At 73.1% G+C, this 26,412-nt stretch carries 22 protein-coding genes; 15 read left to right on the top strand and 7 right to left on the bottom strand.

All coding sequences use genetic code 11. From position 1 onward, the window contains the following. Nucleotides 1-30: 30 nt before the first annotated feature. Complete coding sequence (locus tag CP968_RS10190; protein WP_244330600.1) at nt 31-243, bottom strand: acetyltransferase; 213 nt, start codon at nt 241-243, stop codon at nt 31-33. Here CP968_RS10190 and CP968_RS34750 point away from each other — a divergent pair. Together CP968_RS34750 and CP968_RS10185 are read left to right on the top strand one after the other, a co-directional pair. Next, complete coding sequence (locus CP968_RS34750; protein ID WP_244330608.1) at nt 206-346, top strand: hypothetical protein; 141 nt, start codon at nt 206-208, stop codon at nt 344-346. The genes CP968_RS10190 and CP968_RS34750 overlap by 38 nt on opposite strands. A 61-nt stretch (nt 347-407) precedes the next feature. Further along, nucleotides 408-1,142 (top strand): siderophore-interacting protein, encoded by a 735-nt coding sequence (locus CP968_RS10185; RefSeq protein ID WP_150517704.1) that lies wholly within the window; start codon nt 408-410, stop codon nt 1,140-1,142. A gap of 69 nt (nt 1,143-1,211) precedes the next feature. Here the strand turns inward: CP968_RS10185 and CP968_RS10180 are convergent, their stop codons facing one another. After that, entirely contained in the window at nt 1,212-2,012 is an 801-nt protein-coding gene (locus CP968_RS10180; RefSeq protein WP_150517703.1) for a GNAT family N-acetyltransferase, read from the bottom strand. A gap of 55 nt (nt 2,013-2,067) precedes the next feature. Between CP968_RS10180 and CP968_RS10175 the strand changes: the two genes are divergently transcribed. The 5 genes from CP968_RS10175 to CP968_RS10155 all read left to right on the top strand — a co-directional run bounded on the left by CP968_RS10175 (nt 2,068) and on the right by CP968_RS10155 (nt 9,230). Beyond that, nucleotides 2,068-2,484 (top strand): cupin domain-containing protein, encoded by a 417-nt coding sequence (locus CP968_RS10175; protein WP_167536781.1) that lies wholly within the window; start codon nt 2,068-2,070, stop codon nt 2,482-2,484. A 222-nt stretch (nt 2,485-2,706) separates the two neighbouring features. Next, nucleotides 2,707-4,944 carry an MMPL family transporter gene (locus CP968_RS10170; protein ID WP_150517702.1) on the top strand — a complete coding sequence of 746 codons (2,238 nt, stop codon included), beginning with the start codon at nt 2,707-2,709 and terminating at the stop codon, nt 4,942-4,944. A 175-nt stretch (nt 4,945-5,119) separates the two neighbouring features. Beyond that, nucleotides 5,120-5,728, top strand: coding sequence for a GHMP family kinase ATP-binding protein (locus CP968_RS10165; protein WP_150517701.1), 609 nt, complete (start codon nt 5,120-5,122; stop codon nt 5,726-5,728). Between the two features lie 158 nt (nt 5,729-5,886). Beyond that, on the top strand, nt 5,887-6,063 hold the full coding sequence (locus CP968_RS10160) for a hypothetical protein (RefSeq protein WP_167536780.1): 177 nt from the start codon (nt 5,887-5,889) through the stop codon (nt 6,061-6,063). An 80-nt stretch (nt 6,064-6,143) separates the two neighbouring features. Beyond that, nucleotides 6,144-9,230, top strand: a complete 3,087-nt coding sequence (locus CP968_RS10155) for a helix-turn-helix transcriptional regulator (protein ID WP_150521835.1) — start codon at nt 6,144-6,146, stop codon at nt 9,228-9,230. Here the strand turns inward: CP968_RS10155 and CP968_RS10150 are convergent. The 3 genes from CP968_RS10150 to CP968_RS10140 form a co-directional block, all read right to left on the bottom strand. Continuing rightward, the gene (locus CP968_RS10150) at nt 9,193-9,381 is read right to left on the bottom strand and encodes a DUF6191 domain-containing protein (protein WP_373304030.1); all 189 of its coding nucleotides are present in this window, start codon (nt 9,379-9,381) and stop codon (nt 9,193-9,195) included. The two genes, CP968_RS10155 and CP968_RS10150, sit on opposite strands and share 38 nt — an antisense overlap. Nucleotides 9,382-9,413: 32 nt before the next feature. Beyond that, on the bottom strand, nt 9,414-10,667 hold the full coding sequence (locus tag CP968_RS10145) for a PQQ-dependent sugar dehydrogenase (RefSeq protein WP_150517699.1): 1,254 nt from the start codon (nt 10,665-10,667) through the stop codon (nt 9,414-9,416). Nucleotides 10,668-10,795: 128 nt separating this feature from the next. After that, nucleotides 10,796-11,803 carry an aldo/keto reductase gene (locus tag CP968_RS10140; protein WP_150517698.1) on the bottom strand — a complete coding sequence of 336 codons (1,008 nt, stop codon included), beginning with the start codon at nt 11,801-11,803 and terminating at the stop codon, nt 10,796-10,798. A 72-nt stretch (nt 11,804-11,875) separates the two neighbouring features. Between CP968_RS10140 and CP968_RS10135 the strand changes: the two genes are divergently transcribed. The 6 genes from CP968_RS10135 to serA all read left to right on the top strand — a co-directional run bounded on the left by CP968_RS10135 (nt 11,876) and on the right by serA (nt 21,616). Further along, the gene (locus CP968_RS10135) at nt 11,876-12,823 is read left to right on the top strand and encodes a 2-hydroxyacid dehydrogenase (protein ID WP_150517697.1); all 948 of its coding nucleotides are present in this window, start codon (nt 11,876-11,878) and stop codon (nt 12,821-12,823) included. 273 nt (nt 12,824-13,096) lie between these two features. Continuing rightward, on the top strand, nt 13,097-15,982 hold the full coding sequence (locus tag CP968_RS10130; RefSeq protein ID WP_150517696.1) for a putative bifunctional diguanylate cyclase/phosphodiesterase: 2,886 nt from the start codon (nt 13,097-13,099) through the stop codon (nt 15,980-15,982). A 204-nt stretch (nt 15,983-16,186) separates the two neighbouring features. Beyond that, nucleotides 16,187-18,073: an acetolactate synthase large subunit gene (locus CP968_RS10125; RefSeq protein ID WP_150517695.1), complete on the top strand. Its 1,887-nt coding sequence runs from the start codon at nt 16,187-16,189 to the stop codon at nt 18,071-18,073. 31 nt (nt 18,074-18,104) lie between these two features. After that, entirely contained in the window at nt 18,105-18,629 is a 525-nt protein-coding gene (gene ilvN / locus CP968_RS10120) for an acetolactate synthase small subunit (protein ID WP_150517694.1), read from the top strand. A gap of 113 nt (nt 18,630-18,742) precedes the next feature. Then, entirely contained in the window at nt 18,743-19,744 is a 1,002-nt protein-coding gene (ilvC, locus tag CP968_RS10115) for a ketol-acid reductoisomerase (protein WP_150517693.1), read from the top strand. Between the two features lie 282 nt (nt 19,745-20,026). After that, nucleotides 20,027-21,616: a phosphoglycerate dehydrogenase gene (gene serA / locus CP968_RS10110; RefSeq protein ID WP_150517692.1), complete on the top strand. Its 1,590-nt coding sequence runs from the start codon at nt 20,027-20,029 to the stop codon at nt 21,614-21,616. A gap of 77 nt (nt 21,617-21,693) precedes the next feature. On the opposite strand, the gene CP968_RS10105 is transcribed toward serA, so the two are convergent. Continuing rightward, nucleotides 21,694-23,250, bottom strand: a complete 1,557-nt coding sequence (locus CP968_RS10105; protein WP_150517691.1) for an MFS transporter — start codon at nt 23,248-23,250, stop codon at nt 21,694-21,696. 102 nt (nt 23,251-23,352) lie between these two features. Here CP968_RS10105 and CP968_RS10100 point away from each other — a divergent pair, with 102 nt between their 5' ends. Next, complete coding sequence (locus tag CP968_RS10100) at nt 23,353-23,979, top strand: TetR/AcrR family transcriptional regulator (RefSeq protein WP_150517690.1); 627 nt, start codon at nt 23,353-23,355, stop codon at nt 23,977-23,979. A gap of 140 nt (nt 23,980-24,119) precedes the next feature. On the opposite strand, the gene CP968_RS10095 is transcribed toward CP968_RS10100, so the two are convergent. Further along, nucleotides 24,120-25,313: a PucR family transcriptional regulator gene (locus CP968_RS10095; protein WP_229886133.1), complete on the bottom strand. Its 1,194-nt coding sequence runs from the start codon at nt 25,311-25,313 to the stop codon at nt 24,120-24,122. 159 nt (nt 25,314-25,472) lie between these two features. On the opposite strand from CP968_RS10095, the gene CP968_RS10090 reads away from it, so the two are divergent. Continuing rightward, on the top strand, nt 25,473-26,399 hold the full coding sequence (locus tag CP968_RS10090; RefSeq protein ID WP_150517688.1) for a proline dehydrogenase family protein: 927 nt from the start codon (nt 25,473-25,475) through the stop codon (nt 26,397-26,399). Nucleotides 26,400-26,412 lie beyond the last annotated feature (13 nt).

Below are 26,412 nucleotides of genomic sequence, written 5' to 3'. Positions count from 1 at the left end.
CCCGCCCAACCACCTTCCCGGCAGCCTCCGTTAGCCGAGCGCCCGGCCGGGCGGGCCGCCCCCGTCAGTGGTTTTCGGGCAGCGGCACCGGCGAGTCGAGGAAGGCGAGGCGGGCCCGCTTCGCCGGGAGGTGGACCGCGGGCAGTCGATCTCGGGGAGCTCCAGCTCCGGGCCGAGCGCGAGACCGGTGCGCTGCAGCCGGGCGATGGCCTTCTCGTTGCGGGCGTCCGGCTCGGCGACCACGCGCCGCTTCCTGCCGTCGGAGAACACGAACGACATGAAGGCGATCATCAACCCCGCGCCGCCCTCGCTCCTGCTCACGCTCCTGTCGACGCTGCTCACGTAGTTCCCGGGATGGCTTAGGTTAGGCTGGCCTAACTATAGGGCGCACAGGGGAGGGGTCGGACATGGCGGTCGGCAAGGGCTGGGAGGGCGTGGTCCTCAAGCTCATGCGGGGCAAGGACTTCACGTTCACCGTGACGGGGACCGAAGAGGTCACCGCGAACTACCGTCGGGTGCACTTCACGGACGGCGGACTCCTCGCCGAGGCCGGCGCGTCCCTGCACCCCACGATGTGGGTGCGCGTGTGGTTCGAGGGCGCCGGCCGGCCGCACCAGCGGGCCTACACGCTCGTGGACCCGGACCCCCGAACGGGCACGTTCTCCTTCGAGTTCGCCCTGCACGACGGCGCCGCGAGCGCGTGGGCGCGCGCCGCCCGGCCCGGCGACACCATCGACGCGACCGTCCAGGGCACCGGATTCACCGCCCCCGCCCCGGCCCCGGAACGCCTGCTCGTCATCGGCGACCCGGCCTCCCTCCCGGCGATCAACTCCCTGCTGGACGCCTTCCCCCAGACCCCGGCGACGATCTGGTTCGAGACGCAGCACGCCTCGGACGCGGAGCTGCCGGTACGACTGGACACGGCCCGGCACGACGTCCGCCGGGTCTCGCGCGGCGGCACGGCACTGGTCGACCGGGTCAAGGCCGAACTGCCGGAACTGGTGGAGGACCCGTCCTCGGCGTACGTATGGCTGGCCTGCGACACGGCAACGACCCGCACCCTCACGTCCTACCTCCGCAAGGACCTCGCCCTGCCGAAGCAGCGGGTGAACGGCCTGGGCTACTGGCGACCGGCAGGCTGAGGGCGGCTCGGGGGGCGTCGGGGGGTGGGGGTGGGTGGGGCGGGGGCGGGGGCCCGTGGTGCCCGACCCCTACCCCCTCCACATGTACGGCACCGTCACGCCCAGGACTTCGAAGCCCAGGCGCTCCAGGATGGGACGGCTTTCGTCCGAGGCATCCACTTGGAGGTACGGGACGCTGCGGGCCGCCGCCAGGCGCGCGCGGTGGGACACCAGGTGGCGGTAGACGCCGCGGCCGCGCCACCGGGGGTCCGTGCCGCCGCCCCAGAGGCCCGCGAACTCGGTGCCCGGGCGCATCTCGACGCGGGCCGCGCACACCGGGGTGTCGCCCGCCATGGCGACCACGGCGGCGATGGAGTCGGGCTCCTCGCGGAGCATGGCGAGCACCTGCTCCCGCAGGTGCGTCGGGCGGTCGGCCTCGAAGGCGCGGTCGTGGACCGCCATCATCAGGTCCAGGCCCGCCTCGTCCGTCACCGGCCGCACGGTGATGCCGTCCGGCGGCTCGACCGACAGCCGGGCGAGGTCGTCCGTCCGCGCCACCATCAGGGTCTCGGCCGCGTCCGGTACCAGCCCGGCCGCCCGCAGCCGCTCGCCCAGGTCCGCCGGCCGGTCGTGGCCGTAGAGCTTCCACTCGAACTCCGACGCCCCGCGTTCGGTGAAGAACGCCACCTGCGCCGCGATCTCCGCGTCCGCCGTCTCCTCGTCGAGGTCCGACCAGATGATCCCGTTCCACCCGGCCCCCGGCATGACGTGCCGGACGACCCCGCCCGCCCGTTCCACCCGGGCCTCGGCGCTGTCGGGCCGTGCCTCCCTGCGCACCAGGGCGTCGTAGCGGTCCCGGATGTCCGTCAATGCGTCACGTTCGATCGTCATCCGGCCAGCTCATCAGGGTCCGGGGCACCCGCACAACTGCATTAGCCTCACCTCCGTGAACGCCGACTCCACCATCTACACCGGCAAGGCCACCCCCGACGCGGCCGCCGACCGCGGCTGGCTGCTGGGCCACTTCAAGGACCCGGCGGACCCCCGGCACAGCCGGGACGTGGAGATCAAGTGGGGCGTGCACCCGCGGGGGGACGAGCGGGAGCGGTGGGCGACCGCCGAGCGGCGCACCGCGCTGCTGGTGCTGATCAGCGGCCGCTTCCGGCTGGACTTCCCGGAACGCAGCGTCGTCCTCGCCGAGCAGGGCGACTACGTGCTCTGGGGCCGCGGGGTCGACCACTCCTGGTACGCGGAGGAGGACGCGGTGGTCCTCACCGTCAGGTGGCCCTCGGTCCCGGGCTACCGGGCCGACGAGCCCTCGGGGCACGGGGCCGCCGGGACGGCCGGCCACCCGAGGCCGTGACCAACGGCCCCACCGGGCCCGTTGCCCCTGTGACGATGCCCACGAAACGGGCCGAGGATCATCAAACGCTGAGATGGTGCACGGTGTAGACCACCTGGGCCGCATCCCGGGGTGATCCCCCGTGCCCGCGGCCGTACCTTCACCGGTTGAAGCGTTCAGTTCACGTGTTCTTTGCGACGGGCCCTCCCCGGTAAAGATCCGAACCACCAGGGAGCACCTCCGTTGGCAGCACTCGCACGGTGGTGCATGCGCCACCGACTCCTCGCCGTCCTGATCTGGCTGCTGGCCCTCGGCGGGAGCGCGCTGGCCGCGGGTACCGCCGGTGCGGCGTTCTCCAACAACTACGAGGTGCCCGGCACCGAATCGGGCAAGGCCAACGACCTGCTCCGCGAGGCCTTCCACGGCCAGGGCGGCGACACGAACACCATCGTGTGGCGGGCCCCGGACCACGAGAGCGCGCGGACCCCGGACATCGAGCAGCGCATGACCCGCGCCCTGGACACGGTCGCCGCGCTCCCCGGCGTCGGCTCGGTCGAGGGCCCGTACGGGACCGGTCCCGAGAGCGCCGCCCGAATCAGCCCCGATGGGCGCACCGCCTACGCCGTGGTGACCTTCGACCGGCCGGGCGACGCCGTGCCCGAGGCCCAGGCCAAGGCCGTCGTGGCCGCCGCCAAGAACGCCGGCACCGAGGCCGGCGGCCTGCGGGTGGAACTCGGCGGCCGGGCCATCGCCCTGACCGAGGCGCCCACCGCGCACCTCGCCGAGGTCATCGGCGTCGCCGTCGCCGCCCTCGTGCTCTTCCTGGCCTTCGGCTCGCTCGCCGCCAGCCTGCTGCCCATCGCGACGGCGCTCGTCAGCGTGGGCACCGCCTATTTCGGCATCACCCTCCTCGGCCACGCGATGCCGGTCGCCGACTTCGCCCCCATGCTCGGCACCCTGGTGGGCCTCGGTGTCGGCATCGACTACGCCCTGTTCATCGTGACCCGCCACCGCAAGGGCCTGGTGCGCGGCCTGCCCGTCGAAGAGGCGGCGGAGAACGCCGTCGCCACCACCGGCCGGGCCGTCGTCTTCGCCGGAGCCACCGTCTGCATCGCGCTGCTCGGCATGCTCGTGCTGCGGCTGGACTTCCTCGACGGGGTCGCGATCGCGGCCTCCGTCACCGTGGTGCTGACGGTCGCCGCCTCGGTCACCCTGCTGCCGGCGCTCCTTTCCTGGATCGGCCCGCGGGCCCTCTCGCGCCGCGAGCGGCGCAGGCTCGCCGCCGAAGGGCCGCGGCCCGAGCAGGCCACCGGCTTCGCCGTCCGCTGGTCCGGCTTCGTGGAGCGGCACCCCAAACTGCTCGGCGCCGTCGCCACCGTGGTCATGCTGGTGCTCGCGCTGCCCACGCTCTCCCTCCACCTCGGCACTTCGGACCAGGGCAACAACCCGGCCTCTTCCACCACCCGGCAGGCCTACGACCTGCTCGCCGACGGGTTCGGCCCCGGTACCAACGGTCCGCTGACCGTCGTCGCCCGCCTCGACGGGGCGGGGGACCGGGTGGCCGTCGAGGCCCTGGCCGCGGCGCTCCGGGACACGAAGGGCGTGGCCTCCGCCGGCCCGGCCGTCCTCAACCGGAGCGGCGACACCGCCGTCCTGACCGTCGTACCGCAATCGGCGCCCCAGTCCCGGGCCACGAGCGACCTCGTCGACACCCTGCGCGAGGAGGTCATCCCGCGCGCCGGGCACGGCAACTCCATGCGGGTCCACGTCGGCGGGGTGACCGCCGGCTACGACGACTTCGCCGAGGTCGTCATCGGCAAACTGCCCCTGTTCGTCGGGGTGGTCGTCGCCCTCGGCTGCGTCCTGCTGCTGCTGGCCTTCCGGTCCATCGGCATCCCGCTCAAGGCCGCCGTGATGAACATCGCCGCGGTCGCCTCGTCCTTCGGCGTGGTGGTGGCGGTCTTCCAATGGGGCTGGGGCAGCGAACTGCTCGGGCTGGGCAGCGCCGGGCCGATCGAGCCCTTCCTCCCCGTGATCATGGTGTCCGTGCTCTTCGGGCTCTCCATGGACTACCAGGTCTTCCTCGTCAGCCGCATGTACGAGGAGTGGCTGGAGACCGGGGACAACCGGCGCGCCGTCCGCGTCGGCCTGGCGGAGACCAGCCGGGTCATCAACTCGGCGGCCGTCATCATGATCTCCGTGTTCCTGGCCTTCGTGCTGAGCGGTGACCGGATCATCGCGATGTTCGGCATCGCGCTCGCCGCGGCCGTCGCCCTCGACGCCTTCGTCCTGCGCACCCTGCTCGTCCCCGCCCTGATGCACCTGCTGGGCGGCGCGAACTGGTGGCTGCCCGCCTGGCTCGACCGGCGGCTGCCCCGCATCAGCATCGAACCACCGGACCGCGGACCGCACGCGCCGCTTCCGGCGCGGCGGACCGCCGCGAGCGGGAGCGACAGCGAGAGCGCCACCGCGGCCCGGTGATCCCGCGCACCCCCGTGAGCCCGCCGGCGAACGGGGGCCCGAGGCCGTCGGCCGGGCGCCGCGGACACCCCGCTCCGCCCGCGCCGCGGCCCGCACGGCCCGTCGGGACGGGCCGCTCCGCCACCTCCGGCGGATTCTCATCAACCTCTCAGACAGGCCGCCTACGGTGCCCGGCATGGACACCACGAAGACCCCCGACCCGACCGCCCCCGAGGCGGACGCCGCCCCCGCCGACCTGAAGAAGGCCGAGGCCGACCGGGCCGCCGAGGCCGGCACCGAAGCCCGCCCCGAGGCCGAGCCCGCCGGGGCCGTCACCGCCGGGACCGACACGGACCCGGACGACGACGAGTTCGACGAGGAGCCGGTCGAGGACGAGGTGCGCTCCGCGGGCGTCGGATCGGGTGCGGCCGCCGTCGCGGCCGCCGGGCTCGGACTCGTCGCCCTCAGCGGCAGCTGGGTCTCCCGCGTCCTGGCCGAGCGCCAGACCCTGATCGGCCAGATCGAGGGCAACAAGTCCGCCCCGCCGAAGGACCAGATCGCCTCCCTGTACGGGGACGCCTGGCACCTCACCGCCCTCGCCAACGGCGTGCTGGCCACCCTGGCCCTGCTGCTGGCCGTCTTCGTCCTCGCCCGCCCGGCCTTCGGCGCCCCCGGCCGCACCCTGCCGAACTGGGTCCGTGCCGTCGCCTGGGCCGCCGTCGCCCTGGGCGCCCTCGGCATGATCGTCTTCGCCGTCATGTACTTCCTCCCCCTGCCCGAGGTCCCCGCGGCCGCCCAGCCCTGAGGCACCCGGCTAAGGCACCCGCGGAGCCCGTCGGCCCCGGCCTAAGGACTCCGGGGCCGGACAGATGCGGCATGCTCCCGATGTGGCGGTACCCCCTGGGAAGCGAATCTTGGACCACACCGAACGAGGTGCCCGAGAAACCCCCCAGGGAGTACGCGATGTTCGAGTACGAGATGGCCGCCGCCCGCAGTGCCGACCTCATCCGGCGGGCCGACGAGTACCGCAGGGCGCGGGAGGCGCGGGAGGCCCGCAAGGCGCTGCGCCGTTCCTCGCGCGGCCGGGAAGCCGAGGGGCCGGTGAGGACGCAGCGGGGCCGCTTCACCCGCGCCGCGTGAACCGCGGCGCGCGGCGCGCGTACCCGTACCCGGCGGCCCGCGAAATGATCACGGCTGCCGCCGGACCGGACGCATGTGCGATGCTCGGCGGCGTGGAGACCCGATCTGTCAGCCCGGTGTTCGTCGGCCGCGCCGACGAACTGGCCGTACTCACCGGCGCGCTGGCCCGCGCCGCCGCCGGCGAGCCGCAGGCCCTGCTCATCGGGGGAGAGGCCGGAGTCGGCAAGACCCGGCTCACCGAGGAGTTCCTCTGCGCGGCGGACCGCCGGGGCGCCGTGGTCGCGGTGGGCGGCTGTGTGGAGATCGGGGCGGAGGGGCTTCCCTTCGCCCCCTTCTCGACGGCACTGCGCGCCCTGCACCGCAGCCTCCCCGGGCAACTGGCCGAGGCGGCCGCGGGGCAGGAGGGCGAACTCGCCCGCATCCTGCCCGAACTCGGCGACACCCCCCGGGGCCCGCACGACGAGGAGAGCACCGCCCGGCTGTTCGAGCTGACGGCCCGGATGCTGGAGCGGCTCGCGGCCGAACGCACCCTCGTCCTCGTCCTGGAGGACCTGCACTGGGCGGACACCTCCACCCGGCACCTGCTCGCCTACCTCTTCCGCACCCTCGGCAGCGGCCGCCTGGTCGTCGTCGCCACCTACCGCGCCGACGACGTGCACCGCCGCCACCCGCTGCGCCCCCTCCTCGCCGAGCTGGACCGGCTCCGCACCGTCCGGCGCATCGAACTGCCCCGCTTCAACCGGGCCGAGGTGCGCCGCCAGCTCGCCGGCATCCTCGCCAGCCAGCCCGACGAGGACTTCGTCGACTCCGTCTTCGACCGCTCCGACGGCAACGCCTTCTTCGTCGAGGAACTCGTCGCCTCCCGGGCGAGCGGCTGCCGGACCGGGCTCACCGAATCCCTGCGCGATCTGCTCCTCGTCCGGGTCGAGGTCCTCTCCGAAGAGGCCCAGCGGGTGGTGCGCGTCGTCGCAGAGGGCGGCTCGACCGTGGAGTACGAGCTCCTGCGCGCCGCCGCCGGGCTCACCGAGGACGAACTGATCGAGGCGCTGCGCGCCGCGGTCGGCGCCAACATCCTCCTCGCGACCTCCGACGGCGACGGCTACCGCTTCCGCCACTCGCTCGTCCGCGAGGCCGTGAGCGACGACCTCCTGCCCGGCGAACGGGCCCGCGTCAACCGCCGCTACGCCCGGGCCCTGGAGGCCGACGGGACGCTGATCCGCGCCGAGGAGCGGGTCATCCGGCTGGCGAGCCACTGGTACCACGCGAACGATCCGGCCAAGGCGCTGCCCGCCGTGCTCGCCGCATCCGTCGCCGCCCGCCGCCGGCACGCCTACTCCGAGCAGCTGCGGCTGCTGGAACGGGCGATGGACCTGTGGGACAGCGCCCCGGAGGAGGTCCGCGAGGCGCTGCGCCCCGCGGACTACACCGAGGTGTACCCGCCGTGCGGCTGCGACCCCGCCTCCACCCCGCTCCGGCGGCTCGACCTGCTCGCCGAGGCGACGGTCGCGGCCCGCTACGGCGGCGAGCGGGAACGCGCCCTGAAGATAACCAAGATGGCTCTGCGGCTGCTGGACGGCGAGGACCCGCTGCGCGCCGCCTGGTTCTGGACCGAACGCTCCCGGCTGGTGGCCGGACTCGGCCGCAGCGACGGCTGGGAGGAGATCGCCAAGGCCCAGGACCTGGTCAGGGGGCTGCCCCCGTCCCGGGTCCACGCCGAAGTCCTCGTCTGGGCCGCGGGCTGGGGCATGCTCCACGACCCGGGCCCCGGCAACCTGGTCGCCGCCGAACGGGCCGTGGCCTACGCGCGGATGGTCGGCGCCGAGGAGACCGAGCTCAACGCCCGGATCACGGTCGGCTGCCTGCTCACCGACTCCGGCACCGGTACCGGCACCGGCGAATCCGGGCTCGGCGAGCTGCTCGCGGTCAAGGACCGGGCCGCCGAACTGGGTCTGACGCAGCTCGTGGGACGGGCTCATATCAACCTCACCTCTCAACTGGAAAGCATGGGACGGTCCCGGGAAGCGGTGGAACTGGGCCGGCAGGGCGTCGAACTCGTCAGCCGGTCACGTCTGTCGGACAGCGAGGCCTGGGTCAGCGGCAACGTGGCCGAGAGCCTCTACAGCCTCGGCCGCTGGGACGAGGCCGCCGAGGCGGCCCGGCGCACCCTGCTCGTCGGCCAGAGCGCGGCCCCCCGCGGCTCGGGCGCCGCCCGCCTGGCCTACCTGGCCCTGGCCCGCGGCGAGCTGTCCGAGGCCACCGCGCAACTCGCCGCGGCCCACGCCCACTTCGGCACCCACGACAACCAGCCCCAGCACCGGATACCGCTGTACCGCCTCGCGATCGGCGTCGCCGCGGGGGAGGGCCGCATCGCCGACGTCCGCACCGAGGTCGCCGCCGCCGTCGCCTACGGCTTCCCGCTCGGACAGCACCGGTACGCCTGGCCGCTGCTGCTCGCCGGAGCGTCCGCGGAAGCCGAGGCCCGTGGACTGCCCGCCGCCGACGCAGGCCGGGCCGCCGCCCTGGACGTGCTGCGCACCGCCGCCCGCGCCCTGGCCACCCCGGTACCGGTGTGGGCCGCCCACTCCGAGTACGTACGGGCCGAACTGCTCCGCGCCGAGGGCCGCGACACCGTCGCCGACTGGACCGCCGTGGAACAGGCCGTCCGGCCGCTGGAGCGCCCCTACCTCCTGGCCCGGGCCCGCCACCGGCTGGCCGAAGCCCTGCTGGCCTCCGGCGCCGACCGGGAGCCCGTGGCGGCCCTCCTCCGCGAGGCCCACACCACCGCCGACGCGCTCGGCGCCCGCCGACTGCGCGAGGACCTGGCCCTGCTCGCACAGCGCGCCCGGCTCCCGCTGGCCGCCCCGAAGGCCCTCCCCCCGGCGACCGCGCCCCGAACGGACCCGGCCGCTGACCTGGGCCTGACCGGCCGTGAGCGGGACGTGCTGCGCCTGGTCGCGGTCGGGAACACCAACCGCCAGATCGCCGAGGAGCTCTTCATCTCCCCGAAGACGGCCAGCGTCCACGTGTCGAACATCCTGGCGAAGCTGGGTGTGTCCGGCCGGGGTGAGGCGGCCGCGCTCGCCCACCGGCTGCGGCTCTTCCCGCCGTCCGAGCCCGTCGGCGGGCCGATCAGCCCCCGGCCCGGGGCTCCCCGTCGCGGCGTATGAGCACCGTGCCGGACTCCAGGTCTATCGGGCCCCGTCCCGGGTCCCCGTCGTCGACGTCGACCCGGGACAGCTCCAGCCGCTTCTTCTCCTCCTCCGTGTGCCCGCGCCCCGGACCGAACAGCTCCTCGATCATGTTGAACACCGCGTCCACCGCACCTTTCCGCCCTCAGCGGGCCCGACCGGTCACCGCACCGTCAGTGTCAGGATCCTGTCGTCGCCCGCTTCCGGCGACCCGCGCCCGTCCGTCTCGCTCGTGACCAGCAGCAGCTTGTCCCCGCCCAGCGACACCACCGTCCGCAGCCGGCCGTACTTCCCCTCCAGGAAGGCCTCTGGCTCGGCCACCGGCTTCTCCCCGGCCAGCGGGATGCGCCACAGCCGCTCTCCCTTGAGCCCGGCCATCCACACCGACCCCTCCGCCCAGGCGATGCCGCTCGGCGAAGCCTCGTCCGTCCTCCACACCGCGACCGGATCGCGGAAGCCGGGCTTTCCCGCCTTGCCCTCGGCCTCCGGCCAGCCGTAGTTGGCGCCCGGCTCGATCAGGTTCAGCTCGTCCCAGGTGTTCTGCCCGAACTCGGCCGCCCAGAGCCGCTTGTCCTTGTCCCAGGCGAGGCCCTGCACATTGCGGTGCCCGTAGGAATAGACGACCGAGTCCGCCTCCGGATTGCCGTGCACCGGCTCCCCGTCCGGGGTCATCCGCAGGATCTTGCCGGCCAGCGACCGCTTGTCCTGCGCCAAGCCCGTCTCCCCGGTCTCGCCCGTCCCCGCGTACAACATCTTGTCCGGGCCGAAGGCGATCCGGCCGCCGTTGTGGATCAGTCCCTTGGGGATGCCCCGCAGCACCGTGTCCGGGGCGCCCAGCTGCTCACCGGCGGTTCTCTTCTCGTCGTACCGCATCCGGGCGATGCGGTTGTCCGACTCGGTCGTGAAGTAGGCGTACACCAGCCGGTCCGAGGCGAAGGACGGCGACAGGGCGATGCCCAGCAGACCGCCCTCGCCGCCCGGGGCCACCCCCGGCACACTGCCGATCCGCGTCACCGCGCCGGAACCGGCCGCGATCCTGCTGATCGTCCCCTTGTCCCGCGAGGCGACCAGCACGTCCCCGCCCGGCAGCGGCGCCACGCCCCACGGGGACTCCAGCCCCTTCGCGAACTCCCCGGTCACCGCCACCGAACCCCTGGCCGGCGGACCCACGGCCTCCGGGGAGCCGGAGGCCGTCCCCGGAGCACCCGGTGAACCGGAACCCCCGCTCGCCGCACCCGCGGCGGAGCCGTCCGGCCGCGCGACCGGGCCGCCCGCCGGCGAGCAGCCGCCCGCCAGCAGGGCGCCGCACCCGGCGAGCGCCACCGCCGCCAGCACACCCGGCCGCCGCACACCCGGGCCCCCCGCCCCACGGCGCCGCGCACCCCGCCCCACGATTCCCGCCCGTCCGTATCGCATCGCCCTGCTCCCTTCCGTCCTCCGATCGTGCCCTTCCCCTGTCTCAACAGGCGGAGCCGTACGCGAAGTTCCACCACTCGTACACCCGATCGAGTGGTTGTGGCGGGAGCCCCGGCCCGTTCCGGGCGTCAGTCCCAGGCTCCCACCGCCATCGGCAGCGACGCGATCTCGTCCAGGTCCGCCGCCGACAGCCGCACCTCCGCCGCCCGCGCGTTCTCCGCGGCCCACGGCGCCCGGTCGGCCCCCGGGACCGGGACCACCTGCGGCCCCTGCGCCAGCACCCACGCCAGCGCCACCTGCGCCGCGGTCACCTCCGGCCCGTGGCCGCGCGCCACCCGGCGCAGCCCCGCCACCAGCACCTGGTTCGACGCCATCGCCTCCGCCGTGAACCGCGGGTGGCGGGCCCGCACGTCCTGCGACTCGAAACCCTCGCCCGGTGTGAGCGTCCCGGTCAGGAACCCGCTGCCCAGGGGCATCGCGGCCAGGAAGCCCACCCCGCGCGCCGCGCACCACGGAAGCAGCTGCCAGGCCGCCGCCGGCGACCACACCGACAGTTCCGCCTGCACGGCGCTCACCGGGAACACCTGCTGCGCCCGCTCCAGGTGCCGCAGCGTGGTCCGGTACGCCCGGTCCCCGCCCCGTCCGGCCCCCGGCCCCGCGCCGGCGCCCAGCGCGCAGAACCCGAGCGACCGCACCTTCCCCGCGGCCACCAGCTCCGCCATGGCCCCCCAGGTCTCCTCCACCGGAACGTCCGGGTCCACCCGGTGCAGCTGGTAGAGGTCGATGACGTCGGTCCGCAGCCGCCGCAGCGAGGCGTCGCACGCCCGCCGCACGTAACCCGGCCGCCCGTCCGCCACCACGTGCTGGTCGCCCGTCCGCAGCCCCACCTTGGCCGAGACGAACGCGTCCCGCCGCCGCTCCCGCAGCACCCGTCCGAGCAGCAGCTCGTTGGTGTACGGCCCGTACACGTCGGCCGTGTCCAGCAGGTTCGACCCCAGGTCCAGCGCCGTGTGCACCGCGGCCAGCGACTCCGCCCCGCGCCGGCGCGAAGGCGCGTACGCCCAGCTCATCGGCATGCACCCGAGACCGATGGCGCCCACCGTCCGTGCGCCCGCCCCGATCGACCTGAGCTCCACCCGTGCGTCCCCCTCCCGGTCCGGAAACAAACTAACCGCTCGGTCCGGATGGCTTGGCATAGCCTCGTGATCATGACTGCAAAGACCGCCGACGTCTGGCTCCCCTTCCCCGCCGAGGAGGTCGCGGGCCTGCCCGACGCCTTCAGGTACCGCCGCTGGGACGGCGAGGACGCGTTCCCGGCCGATCCCGCCGACTGCGTCTTCTACGTGACCCCCTACATGAAGTCCCCGCTGACGACGGTGCGTCCGCTGGCGGCGATGACGGCCGTCGAGGTCGTCCAGACCCTCACCGCCGGCATCGACCACGTCCTGGGCGGCCTCGACGTCCTGCGCCCCGGCGTACGGCTCTGCAACGCCGCCGGCGTGCACACCGCGAGCACGGCCGAACTCGCCCTCGCCCTGGTCCTCGCCTCGCTGCGCGGCATCCCGGGCATGGTCCGGGGCCAGGACCGCGAGGAATGGCGCGACGGCTTCTACGACGCCCTCGCCGACAAGTCCGTCTTGATCGTCGGCTACGGATCGATCGGCGCGGCCGTCGAGGACCGGCTGGTGCCGTTCGAGTGCGGGCCCGTCACCCGGGTCGCGCGCTCGGCGCGCACCACCGCGCGCGGTCCCGTGCACGCCCTCGCCGACCTTCCCGCGCTCCTTCCGGACGCCGATGTGGTGGTTCTCACGACACCGCTCACCGACGCGACCCGGGGCCTGGCCGGCGCCGACTTCCTCCGCCGCATGAAGGACGGTGCCCTGCTCGTGAACGTGGCGCGCGGTCCCGTGGTCGACACGGGGGCCCTGCTGGCGGAGGTGGAGTCGGGTCGGCTGCGCGCCGCCCTGGACGTCACCGATCCGGAACCGCTGCCCGCGGGCCATCCACTCTGGCATGCTCCGAATGTCCTGATCACGCCTCATGTCGGCGGCAGCAGCACGGCTTTCGAACCGCGGGCCAAGCGCCTGTTGGTCCGGCAGCTCACCCGCTTCGCCGCTAGGGAGCCCGTGGAGCACACGGTGCTCACCACCGGATGAAGGGAGTTGCGCACGCTCCGGAGTCACGCGGATGCGCCCTGTGGGGACAACTCCCCACGTGGTAACGGAGCGTAGAGATCCTATGTCCCTGAGTGACGAAAGTGGTGTATCGTCCGGAAGAAGGGGCTGCGCCACGAACGTCTGGCGCCGGGGAGCGATCGGACACTTTGGGGGGCGACGGGCGATGCACGGCCAATGGACGAAGGACCCGACCCGGCACAGCCGCCGGAGGCGACGATGGGGTGCGCCCGAACCAGCCAGCGAGGGGGACCGGTGAGTGCCCCGGGGACGGCCCTCCTGAACCGGCCGTCCCTCTCCGGAGGGGGCAAGGGCCTGGCGATGCAGCTGCTCCTCGCCGTCGTCAGCGGCGGATACGCCGTCGGCGCCGCCCTCAACTGGGGTTCGGAGGAGGTCGCCCACGTCATGGGCGACTTCGGCCTCAGCGCCGCGGGGTTACTGGCCGCGGTCTCCTGCTACTGCTACGCGCGGGCGATCGACAGCCGTGAGCGGCCGGCCTGGCTCCTCTTCGCCTTCTCCTCCCTCATGGGCGCCACCGGCAACGCCGTCTGGGGCTGGCACGAGGTGATCCTCGACGAAGCGGTGCCCAAACCCTCGCTCGCCGACTTCGCCTTCCTCTGCTTCGCCCCGCCCGCCATCGTGGGCCTGCTCGTCCTCGCCAAGCGCCCGGTCAGCCGCGCCGGCTGGGTGTGCCTGGGCCTCGACTCCTGGCTCATCGGCGGCTCCCTGCTGACCCTGTCCTGGAGCCTGGCCCTCGCCCACGCCGCGCGGACCGCCCAGACCGGAGCCCCCGGCAGCGTCCCGCGCGCCGCGCTCTCGCTCGCGTACCCGCTGCTGGACATCGCGCTCGTCTCCATGGTGCTGGTGCTGCACTTCCGGCGCTCCGCGGCCAACCGCTCCGCCGTCAACACCGCCATCGCGGCGCTCGCGCTGACCGTGCTCAGCGACGCCCTGTTCACCTCGCCGCTGCTGAGCGCCGAATACCAGTCGGGGCAGCTGCTCGACGCGGGCTGGTTCGCGGGCTCCCTGCTCCTCGCGTACGCGCCCTGGGGCGCGCGCCGCGCGGCCGCGCCCCAGGCGCCGGCCGGGCAGGTGCGCGAGGAGCGGCCGCACAGCCGCCCGATCACCGGCTCCCTGCCCGCCCTGACCCCGTACCTCGCGGCCGCCGTGTGCACGCTCGGCATCCTGTACAACGTGGTGGACGGCCGGAAGGTCGACCGGATGGTCGTCTTCACGGGCTGCACGGTCGTGCTGGCCCTCGTCATCCGCCAGGGCATCATGCTCCTCGACAACATCGCCCTGACCCAGGAGCTGGCCCAGAAGGAGAACCACTTCCGCTCGCTGGTCCAGGGCTCCAGCGACGTCATCATGATCGCCGCACCCACCGGCACCCTGCGCTACGTCAGCCCCGCCGCCGCCGGGGTGTACGGCCGCGAGGCGGAGCACCTGGTCGGCACCGAGCTCGCCAGCCTGATCCACCCCGACGACCTCGGCCGGGTGGTCCACGAGGTGCGCCGCTTCCTCGCCGCGCCGCCGGCCGACGAGCCCACCATGCGCATCGAGTGCCGCTTCGAGTCCGGCGACGGCGACTGGCTCAACGTGGAGTCCACCGTCAACCGCCACCAGGGCGGGCTCATCCTCAACAGCCGCGACGTCACCGAGCGGGTCCGGCTCCAGGCGCAGCTCCAGCACAGTGCCGAGCACGATCCGCTCACCGACCTGCCGAACCGGGCGCTGTTCACCCGCCGGGTCCGCCAGGCCCTCACCGGCCGGCGCGCGGGGGACCACAGCAGCGCCGTGCTCTTCATCGACCTCGACGGGTTCAAGGCGGTCAACGACACCATCGGCCACCAGGCCGGCGACGAACTGCTCGTCGAGGCCGCCCGCCGGCTCCAGGACTCGGTCCGCGCCGGGGACACCGCGGCCCGCCTCGGCGGGGACGAGTTCGCCGCGCTGATCCTGGGCGACGGCGGCCGCGACCGCAGCGCCCGCGAGTACCAGGTCCACGAGATCGCCGACCGGCTGCGCACCACGCTCTCCGAGCCGTACCGCATCGCGGGCAGCGAGGTGCGGGTCGCCGCAAGCATCGGCGTGGCCTTCGCCGACCCCGGCATCACCCCGTCCGACCTGATGCGCAACGCCGACCTCGCGATGTACCGGGCCAAGGCGGGCGGCAAGGACCGGGTCGAGATGTACGCCCCGCAGATGCAGGCCGAGGTCGTGCGCAAGGCCGAGCTGGCCGGGCGGCTGCGGACCGCACTGCACCAGGGCGAGTTCGCCCTGCTGCACCAGCCGGTGGTCTCGCTGGCCACCGGCGAGATCACGGCCGTCGCCGCCCAGGCCCGCTGGCGCTCGGCCCAGGGGATCCTCTTCACCCCGGCGGAGTTCCTGCGCGTCGCCGAGTACAGCGACGGCTGCTCCGGGGCCGGCTCCGGGGGTGCGGACGCCCTGCGCACCGCCGAGCTGGGGCGCTGGCTGCTGGAGGAGGCGGTGGAGCAGGCCGCCGACCGGCACCGGGCCGGGCGCGACGTACCGGTGGCCGTGCGGATGACCGCGCAGCGGCTGCTCGACCGGTCCATGCCGCTCGGCTCCGTGGAGGCTTTGCTGACCCGGCACGGGCTGCCCTCGGGCGCGCTCGTCCTGGAGCTGGCCGTGTCCGACCCGCGCGTGCCCTTCGACGACCTGGAGCGCCGTCTGGCGGCCCTGCACCGGCTCGGGGTGGGAATCTCCCTGGACGGCTTCGGCAGCGGCTACGCGGCGATCAGCGCCCTGCGCCGTCTGCCGGTGGACATGCTCAAGCTGGACCGGGGGCTGGTGGAGGGAGTGGCCGAGTCCGCCCGGCTGCACAAGATCACCGCCGGGTTGTTGCGGATCGCAAATGATCTGGGCATGCAGTCCGTGGCCGACGGGGTGGACCTGCCCGAGCAGGTGGCCGCCCTGCGGGCGATGGGGTGCACCCACGGCCAGGGCATGGCCTTTTCCGGACCGCTCGACGAGTACAGGCTGCGGCGCGCCCTCGTGCGCGGTACGTTCGCGGTACCGGGCGGGGCGGTCCAGCCCGCCTTGGCCGGTGGTTCCCCGGGGGGCTCCATGGCCATCCGTAGAGGCTCACATAATGAGACGCCCGTCCCACCCACTTGACATCCACCTCCCGCCGGAGGGAGGGTCAGTGCCATGCGCACCCGAATTCTCGTACTTGGAAAGCGCGTCGGCTGAAGCCGGGACCAGCATGTCCCCGCTCAACGCACCCGACGCGCTCCCCTCGCTTGCCTCCCGGCACGAGGGGTTTTTTGTTGCACTGGCACAGAGTCGAATCCTCGTAAAACCCTCAGCTTCGAGAAGAGAATGCCGATGACCGAGCAGGCCACCGGGGCCCACCATCCGCAGCCGCGGCCCCGTTCGGGCGGACACCAGTCCGCCGCAGTTGAGCACGTCACGGGCGCGCAGGCCCTCATCCGCTCTCTCGAAGAGGTGGGGTGCGACACCGTCTTCGGCATCCCGGGGGGCTGCATCCTCCCCGCGTACGACCCGATGATGGACTCCGAGAAGGTCCGTCACATCCTGGTCCGGCACGAGCAGGGGGCCGGACACGCCGCCACCGGCTACGCGCAGGCCACCGGCAAGGTCGGCGTCTGTATGGCCACGTCCGGCCCGGGCGCCACCAACCTGGTCACCCCGATCGCCGACGCGCACATGGACTCCGTCCCGCTCGTCGCGATCACCGGCCAGGTCGCCTCCAAGGCGATCGGTACCGACGCCTTCCAGGAGGCGGACATCGTCGGCATCACGATGCCGATCACCAAGCACAACTTCCTGGTCACCAAGGCCGAGGACATCGCGCGGACCATCGCCGAGGCCTTCCACATCGCCTCCACCGGCCGCCCGGGCCCGGTCCTGGTCGACATCGCCAAGGACGCCCTCCAGGCCAAGACCACCTTCTCCTGGCCGCCCACCCAGGACCTGCCCGGCTACCGTCCGGTCACCAAGCCGCACGCCAAGCAGATCCGCGAGGCCGCCAAGCTCATCTGCCAGGCCAAGCGCCCGGTCCTGTACGTCGGCGGCGGCATCATGAAGTCCGGCGCGACCGCCGAGCTGAAGGTGCTGGCCGAGCTGACCGGCGTCCCGGTCACCACCACCCTGATGGCGCTCGGCGCCTTCCCCGACAGCCACCCGCTGCACGTCGGGATGCCCGGCATGCACGGCGCGGTCACCGCCGTCACCGCCCTGCAGAAGTCGGACCTGCTGATCGCGCTCGGCACCCGCTTCGACGACCGCGTCACCGGCAAGCTCGACAGCTTCGCCCCGTTCGCCAAGATCATCCACGCGGACATCGACCCGGCCGAGATCGGCAAGAACCGCGCGGTCGACGTCCCGATCGTCGGCGACGCCCGCGAGGTCATCGCCGACCTGGTCCAGGCCGTCCAGGCCGAGCACACCGAGGGCCACGCGGGCGACTACAGCGCCTGGTGGAAGGATCTCGGCCGCTGGCGCGAGACGTACCCGCTGGGCTACGACCTGCCCGAGGACGGGAGCCTCTCCCCCCAGCACGTCATCGAGCGCATCGGCGCCCTCGCCCCCCAGGGCACGGTGTTCACGGCCGGCGTCGGCCAGCACCAGATGTGGGCCGCGCACTTCGTCCAGTACGAGGAGCCCCGTACCTGGCTGAACTCGGGCGGCGCCGGAACCATGGGCTACGCGGTCCCCGCGGCCATGGGCGCCAAGGTCGGCATGCCGGACCGCACCGTCTGGGCGATCGACGGCGACGGCTGCTTCCAGATGACCAATCAGGAACTGGCCACCTGCGCGCTGAACAACATCCCGATCAAGGTCGCGATCATCAACAACGGCGCACTGGGCATGGTCCGCCAGTGGCAGACCCTCTTCTACAACCAGCGGTACTCCAACACCGTGCTGCACGGGGACGACACCGGCCACGGCACCGTCGGCTCCCAGCTCGGCGAGTCCGTCGCCCCGCGCAAGGGCACCCGCGTCCCGGACTTCGTCAAGCTGTCCGAGGCCATGGGCTGCGTGGCGCTGCGCTGCGAGGACCCGGCCGACCTGGACAAGGTCATCGCCGAGGCCAACGCGATCAACGACCGCCCGGTCGTGGTCGACTTCATCGTCCACGAGGACGCCATGGTGTGGCCGATGGTCGCCGCCGGCACCTCCAACGACGAGGTCATGGCAGCCCGGGGCGTCCGTCCCGACTTCGGCGACAACGAAGACGACTGAGCCGAGAGAGCCGAGAGAGAGAACGCCTCACATGTCCAAGCACACGCTCTCCGTCCTGGTCGAGAACACGCCCGGCATCCTCGCCCGGATCGCCGCCCTGTTCTCCCGACGCGGGTTCAACATCGACTCCCTCGCGGTCGGTGTCACCGAGCACCCCGACATCTCGCGCATCACCATCGTCGTGAACGTCGAGGACCTCCCACTGGAGCAGGTCACCAAGCAGCTCAACAAGCTGGTCAACGTGCTCAAGATCGTCGAGCTGGAGGCGCACAACGCCATCGAGCGCGAACTCGTTCTGGTGAAGGTGCGGGCCGACAACGAGACCCGCTCCCAGATCGTCGAGATCGTCCAGCTGTTCCGTGCCAAGACCGTCGACGTCTCCCCGGAGGCCGTCACCATCGAGGCCACCGGCGGCACCGACAAGCTCGGCGCGATGCTCAAGATGCTGGAGCCCTTCGGCATCAAGGAGCTCGTGCAGTCCGGCACCATCGCCATAGGGCGTGGCGGCCGGTCCATCACGGACCGCAGCCTGCGCGCGCTCGACCGCAGCGCCTGACCGCGGCGCTTCCCCGCCCGCGTGCCCCGGCCCGCATGGCGAGACCGACAAACTCAGATTCCGTTCCCCGCCGTACGGTGGGAGCAACACCAGCGCATCAAGGAGATATCCCAGTGGCCGAGCTGTTCTACGAGAACGACGCCGATCTGTCCATCATCCAGGGCCGCAAGGTCGCTGTGATCGGTTACGGCAGCCAGGGCCACGCCCACGCGCTGTCGCTCCGCGACTCCGGCGTCGAGGTCGTCGTCGGTCTGAAGGAGGGCTCGAAGTCCAAGGCCAAGGCCGAGGAGCAGGGTCTCAAGGTCGTCTCGGTGTCCGAGGCCGCGGCCTGGGCGAACGTCATCATGATCCTCACCCCGGACCCGCTGCAGGCGGAGATCTACGAGGAGTCCATCAAGGACCACCTGGCCGAGGGCGACGCGCTCTTCTTCGGGCACGGCTTCAACATCCGCTACGGCTTCATCAAGCCCCCGGCCAACGTGGACGTCGCCCTCGTCGCCCCCAAGGGCCCGGGCCACCTGGTCCGCCGTCAGTACGAGGAGGGCCGCGGCGTGCCCTGCATCGCCGCCGTCGAGCAGGACTCCACCGGCACGGCGTTCGCGCTCGCGCTCTCGTACGCGGCCGGCATCGGCGGCACCCGCGCCGGCGTCATCAAGACCACCTTCACCGAGGAGACCGAGACCGACCTGTTCGGTGAGCAGGCCGTCCTCTGCGGTGGCGCCTCCGCCCTGGTCAAGGCCGGTTTCGAGACCCTGACCGAGGCCGGCTACCAGCCGGAGATCGCCTACTTCGAGTGCCTGCACGAGCTGAAGCTCATCGTCGACCTCATGTACGAGGGCGGCCTGGAGAAGATGCGCTGGTCGGTCTCCGAGACCGCCGAGTGGGGCGACTACATCACCGGCCCCCGCGTCATCACCGACGCCACCAAGGCCGAGATGAAGAAGGTCCTCGCGGAGATCCAGAGCGGCGAGTTCGCCAACACCTGGATGGCCGAGTACAAGGCCGGCCTGCCGAAGTACAACGAGTACAAGAAGGCCGACGAGGCGCACCTGCTGGAGACCACCGGCAAGAAGCTGCGCAAGCTGATGAGCTGGGTCGACAGCGACGAGAGCTGATCGGGCCGCCGCGGGGCCGGGACGCCCGGTCCCGGCCCCGCGGCACGCCACGACGGGGCCGGAGCGGCCGGAATGGAGCCGTTCTCCAGTCCGGCTTGTCCACCCCGGCCAACCACGGACGGGTGATCCTTCCGTACAGGCGGAAATCCGCGCCGCCAACGCCACTACACTGCACAACACATACGCGTCAGGCCCACAGTGTCGTGCGTCTTCCACGCGGCTACCCCCTCCACGCCTGCGGCCGTCGGGACGGCCGTCCGCACTGGACTTGTGAGGACCCACGTGAGCTCGAAACCTGTCGTACTCATCGCCGAAGAGCTGTCGCCCGCCACCGTGGAGGCGCTCGGCCCGGACTTCGAGATCAGGCACTGCAACGGCGCGGACCGCGCCGAGCTGCTGCCCGCGATCGTCGACGTCGACGCGATCCTCGTCCGCTCCGCGACCAAGGTCGACGCCGAGGCCATCGCCGCGGCGAAGAAGCTGCGGGTCGTCGCCCGGGCCGGTGTCGGTCTGGACAACGTCGACGTCTCCGCCGCCACCAAGGCCGGCGTGATGGTCGTCAACGCCCCGACCTCCAACATCGTGACGGCCGCCGAGCTCGCCTGCGGCCTGCTCGTCGCCACCGCCCGCAACATCCCGCAGGCCAACACCGCCCTGAAGAACGGCGAGTGGAAGCGGAACAAGTACACGGGCGTCGAGCTCAGCGAGAAGACCCTCGGCGTCGTCGGCCTCGGCCGGATCGGCGTCCTGGTCGCGCAGCGCATGTCGGCCTTCGGCATGAAGGTCGTCGCGTACGACCCGTACGTACAGCCCGCGCGCGCCGCCCAGATGGGCGTCAAGATGCTCACGCTGGACGAGCTCCTCGAAGTCGCCGACTTCATCACCGTGCACCTGCCCAAGACCCCCGAGACCCTCGGTCTCATCGGGGACGAGGCGCTGCACAAGGTGAAGCCCTCCGTCCGCATCGTCAACGCCGCGCGCGGCGGGATCGTGGACGAGGCCGCGCTGTACTCGGCCATCAAGGAGGGCCGCGTCGCCGGCGCCGGCCTCGACGTGTACGCGAAGGAGCCCTGCACGGACTCCCCGCTGTTCGAGCTCGACCAGGTGGTCTGCACCCCGCACCTCGGCGCGTCCACGGACGAGGCCCAGGAGAAGGCCGGTGTCTCGGTCGCCAAGTCGGTGCGCCTCGCGCTCGCCGGCGAGCTGGTGCCGGACGCGGTCAACGTCCAGGGCGGCGTCATCGCCGAGGACGTGCGGCCGGGCCTGCCCCTCGCCGAGAAGCTCGGCCGCATCTTCACCGCCCTCGCGGGCGAGGTCGCGGTCCGGCTCGACGTGGAGGTCTGCGGCGAGATCACCCAGCACGACGTGAAGGTGCTCGAACTCTCCGCGCTCAAGGGCGTCTTCGAGGACGTCGTCGACGAGACGGTCTCCTACGTCAACGCCCCGCTGTTCGCGCAGGAGCGCGGTGTCGAGGTGCGCCTGACGACCAGTTCGGAGTCGCCGGACCACCGCAACGTGGTCACCGTCCGCGGCACCCTCTCCGACGGCCAGGAGGTCTCGGTCTCCGGCACGCTCGCCGGTCCCAAGCACCTCCAGAAGATCGTCGGCATCGGCGCGTACGACGTGGACCTGGCGCTCGCCGACTTCATGGTCGTCCTGCGCTACACCGACCGCCCGGGCGTGGTCGGCACCGTCGGCCGCATCCTCGGCGAGGCCGGTCTCAACATCGCGGGCATGCAGGTCGCCCGTGCCGAGGAGGGTGGCGAGGCGCTCGGCGTCCTCACCGTCGACGCCGAGGTCCCGGTGAACGTCCTCGCGGACATCTCCGCCGAGATCGGCGCGGTCTCGGCGCGCACGGTCAGCCTCGGCTGACCGCACCGCACACAGGGAAGGGCCCGGGGCATGCCCCCGGGCCCTTCCGCGTTCCACCGGCGACGGCCGGGCGCGGGTCAGCGGTACGTCGCCTCGCGGGCGGGGGCTCCGGGGCCCCCGGCCGGCCGGGCCGAGGCCGGAGCCGGGGCCTTCGTGCCCCGGAGCAGTACGGCGGCGAGCACCGCCGCCGCGGCCAGCAGCGCGGCGCCGCCCCAGGCCGCGTACTGCATCCCGTGGACGAAGGCCTCGCGGGCCGCGCCCAGCAGCTGCTCGCCGGCCGCCCCGCCGAGCCGTTCGGCGGCCGCCACGGCCCCGCCGAGGGTCTCGCGGGCGGCGGGCTCGGAGTCCGCAAGGTCGGCGCGGTAGACGGCCGTGCCCAGGCTGCCCAGCAGGGCCATGCCGAGGGCGCCGCCGAACTCGGCGCCGGTCTCCAGCAGGGAGGCCGCCGAGCCGGCCTTCTCGGCGGGGGCCGAGGCGAGGGCCAGGTCGGACACCAGGGACATCACGGTGACGACGCCCGAGGCGAGCACCCCGGCCCCGGTGAGCAGCAGCCACAGCGCGTCGGTGTCCACGAGGCCGACCAGGGCGAACCCGGCGGCGGCGAGGGCGAACCCGCCGGCGACCACCCAGGCCCGGTCCACCCGCTGGGCGAGGGCGGCCGCGGCCGGGGCGGCGGCGCCGATGAGGAGGGAGGGGGCGAGGCTCCACAGGGCGGCCTCCAGGGTGCCCATGCCGAGTACGGACTGCAGGTACTGGGTGGTGAAGTAGGCCGAACCCATCATGGCGAAGGCGGCGAGGGTGTTCAGGGCGACGCCGGCGCCGAAGCCGCGCCCGGCGAACAGGGCCCGGCTCACCATGGCGTCGTCGCGGGACCGCTGGCGGCGCAGGAAGGCGTACCCGAAGGCCAGGCCGACGGCGAGGCAGGCCGCGGGGAGGGGGGCGAAGCCCTCGGCGGCGATCTCCTTGAGCCCGTAGACGACCGGCAGCACGGCCGCGACGGAGAGCGGGACGCCGAGGAGGTCGAAGCGGCCGGGGGCCGGGTCCTTGAACTCCGGTACCAGGAACGGGACCAGGGCGAGCAGGAGCAGCATCGCGGGCACGTTGACGAGGAAGACGGAACCCCACCAGAAGTGGTTGAGCAGGACGCCGCTCAGGACCGAGCCGAGGGCGATGCCGCCGGTCATGGCACCGGACCACAGGGCGATGGCCCGGCCGCGCTGCCGGGCGTCCTGGAAGAGGTTGCGCACCAGGGCGAGGGTGGAGGGCATCAGGGTCGCCCCGCCGACGCCGAGCAGGACGCGGGCGGCGATGAGCATCTCGGCGCTGCCGGCGTAGGCGGCGCAGGCGGAGGCGAGGCCGAAGGCGGTCGCACCGATCAGCAGCAGCCTGCGGCGGCCGATCCGGTCGCCGATCGACCCCATCGTGATCAGCAGCCCGGAGAGGGCGAAGGCGTAGCTGTCGAAGATCCAGAGCTGCTGGGTGGAGCTCGGGTCGAGCTCCCGGGTGATGGCGGGGACCGCGAAGTAGAGGACGGAGACGTCCATGGCGACCAGGAGCAGGGGCAGCAACAGGACGGCGAATGCGGTCCATTCGCGGCGGCCGGCGAGGCGCGCTGGGGCGGCGGGGTGCGTCATGGAGAGGAATGTACAGATGTTTAATACGACTGTCTATGACGGATGTATGGAACGGATGTCCTGTACTTCTGTCTGGGACGGTCGTCTTGCTACCGTGACGGCATGGGACATCGCGAAGATCTGCTCGAAGGCGCCAAGAAGTGCCTGGCCGAGAAGGGGTTCGTGCGCACCACGGCGCGCGACATCGTCAGCGCGTCCGGTACGAACCTGGCGTCCATCGGCTACCACTACGGCTCCAAGGACGCCCTGCTGACCCGGGCGTTCATCGCCCTGATGGAGGAGTGGGGCAACGGCTTCCAGGCCGGCCTGGAGGGATCGGGCGGCTCGCTCGAACGCTTCCGCGCGCTCTGGGGCGGGGTCCTGGACCGGTACGAGGAATCGGCGCCCGTCTGGGCGGCCAGCATGGAGGTGGCGCTGAGCGGGGAGCGGATGCCGGAGCTGCGGACGATGCTCGCGGCCTCGCAGGCCGAGGGGCGGCGCGGGCTGATCTCCATGATGACCGGCACCCCGGAGGACGAGCTCACCGAGCGGGACGTGCGCACCCTGGGCGGCTTCTACCAGGCGCTGCTGAACGGCCTGATGCTCCAGTGGATCTTCGATCCGGAGTCGGCCGCCACCGCGGAGGAACTGACCGAGGGGATGCGGCGGGCTGCGGGAGCGGCGGTCGCGGGCGGAGCCGACGGGGCGGCGGGCGGCTCCGCCGCGGCGCCGGACGGGTCCGACGGCTGACGGGCACGGCCCCGGGGGCGGCCCGGTCGGCGCCGGGGCGGTCCGGCGGCGGTCCGGCGGCGGATCGGCGGCCCGGTGGGAGGCGGCCGGGAGAGGGGTGGGGCGCGGGGCGGCCCCGCGTGGTGCGGTCCCGGTGCGGCTCAGTCGGGCAGGCGGGCGGCCTTGAGGGCCATGTGGAGCAGCAGCCGGTCCTCGCCCTCGTCCAGGTCCAGGCCGGTCAGCTGCTCCACCCGGGCCAGCCGGTAGTACAGCGTCTGCCGGTGGATGCCCAGGGCCGCCGCCGCCCGGCCCGCTTGGCCGGCGCGGTCCAGGAACACCTCGGCCGTCCGGGCCAGTTCGCGGTGGGCCGGACCCAGCAGGGCGCGGGCCGCCGGATCGTCCACGGGGGCCGGGGCCAGCGCCGCCAGCAGCCGGTACGGGCCGATCGCCGACCACTGGGCCACCGGGCCGAACCGCGGCTGCGCCGCCGCGGCCCGCGCCGCGGCCACCGCCTGGGACCAGCCCGCGGGCAGCTCGGCGAGCCCCCGTACCGGGTCGCCGACCCCCGCCGTCGGCCCGCCGCCGGCGCCGGGCGGACGCTCCGGTCCGCCGTCGCCGCCCGCGCGGGGCAGCAGCCGGGCCACCGCCGTCACGGCCGGGGCCAGCGCGTCCGTCGAGCGCAGCCGCAGCAGTACCGCCAAGGCCTGCCCGGGAGCGGCGCCGCCCTGCGCGGCCGCACCGCGCGGGACCACGCACACCGCCGCCGCGCCCGGGACGGCCGTCGGCGCCTCCCCGGCCCACGGGGCCACGCACACCGCCGCGTGCAGCCCGTCCCCGTCCGGGCCCAGGGCCAGCCGCAGCGCCGCCACCGCCATGTCCTGCTGCCAGCCGCGGCCGGCCGTGAGCACCGCCCGGAACTCCCGCGAGAGGTCGGCGCCGGCCCGGGCCTCCTCGGCGAGCAGCGTCCCGACCCGCTCGGCCACCTCCATCGCCGCGGCCAGCGCCGCCGGGTCCGGGCCCGGCTCCTGGTCGAGGAGCCACACGTAGCCCTGGACGATGCCCCGGTGGCGCACCGGCAGGCAGATCCGGCCCCGGAAGACCCCCGCGTCGGGCGCGGCGGGGATGCGCACCGGTCCGGTGGCGCGCGCGATCCCGAACCCCTCGAACCAGGACCGGACGGCCGCGGTGGACTGCCGGGTCAGGATGGAGCGGGTCCGTACGGGGTCCATCGCGAGGTCGTCGTCGCTGTCGTGCGCGCCGAAGGCGATGAGGCGGAAGTCGCGGTTCTCCAGCGTCGCCGGAGCGCCGAGCAGCGCCGAGATCTCGTCCACCAGGTCCTGGTAATCGCCGTTCACCCGGACATTCTCCCACTCCCGGAGCGGCCCTTCAGACATCTGTATGAGATCCGGGACACGGATGCGTGACAGCTGTCGATGGCCGAGGATCGAACCGATCCCTAGGTTTCACGGTGGTTTCACTTGCGCTTTTCTTCTGCCACCCGTTGGAGGTGCCCCGTGCTGGGTCCCGTGATCCTCGCCGCCTCGCGCAGCGCCACGATGCGCCGCATCGTTTCCGCCGCCCCCGTGACCAGGCCCGTGGTGAACCGCTTCATCCCCGGCGAGACGGTCGACCAGGTCATCCCGATCGTGGAGTCCCTGACCCGCGACGGCCTGGAGGTCACCCTCGACGTGGTCGGCGAGGACATCACCCGGGCGGAGCAGTCGTACGCCGCCCGCGACGCGTACCTCCAGCTCATCGAGCGCCTCGCGGAGCTCGGCCTCGGCGAGTCGGCCGAGATGTCGGTGAAGCTGTCCATGTTCGGCCAGGCGCTGGAGGGCGGCCACGAGCTCGCCCTCGCCAACGTCCGCCCGGTCGTCGAGGCGGCCGCCGCCATCGGCACCACCGTGACCCTCGACGCCGAGGACCACACCACCCTCGACTCGATGTTCGCGATCCACGAGGAGCTGCGCCGCGACTTCCCGCAGACCGGCTGCGTGATCCAGGCCTACCTCTTCCGCACCGAGGCCGACGCCCGCCGCCTGGCCGCCGCCGGCAGCCGCGTCCGGATCGTCAAGGGCGCCTACAAGGAGCCCGCCGAGGTCGCGTACCTGGACAAGGCCGAGATCGACAAGGCGTACGTCCGCATCATGAAGATCCTGATGCGCGGCGAGGGCTACCCGATGATCGGGTCCCACGACCCGCGCCTGATCGCCATCGGCCAGGAGCTGGCCCGCGAGGCCGGACGCAAGCCGGACGAGTACGAGTTCCAGATGCTGTACGGCATCCGCAGCGAGGAGCACCTGCGGCTCGCCGCCGAGGGCCACCGGATGCGCGTCTACACCGCGTACGGGACGGACTGGTACGGCTACTTCATGCGGCGCCTCGCCGAGAAGCCGGCGAACCTCCTCTTCTTCCTCCGCTCGATGATCACCAAGAACTAGCCAAGAACCAGGT

The organism is Streptomyces subrutilus, assembly GCF_008704535.1.
In the GTDB taxonomy this organism is placed as follows: Bacteria; Actinomycetota; Actinomycetes; order Streptomycetales; family Streptomycetaceae; genus Streptomyces; species Streptomyces subrutilus.
This window is presented reverse-complemented; position numbering and strand designations above follow the sequence as displayed.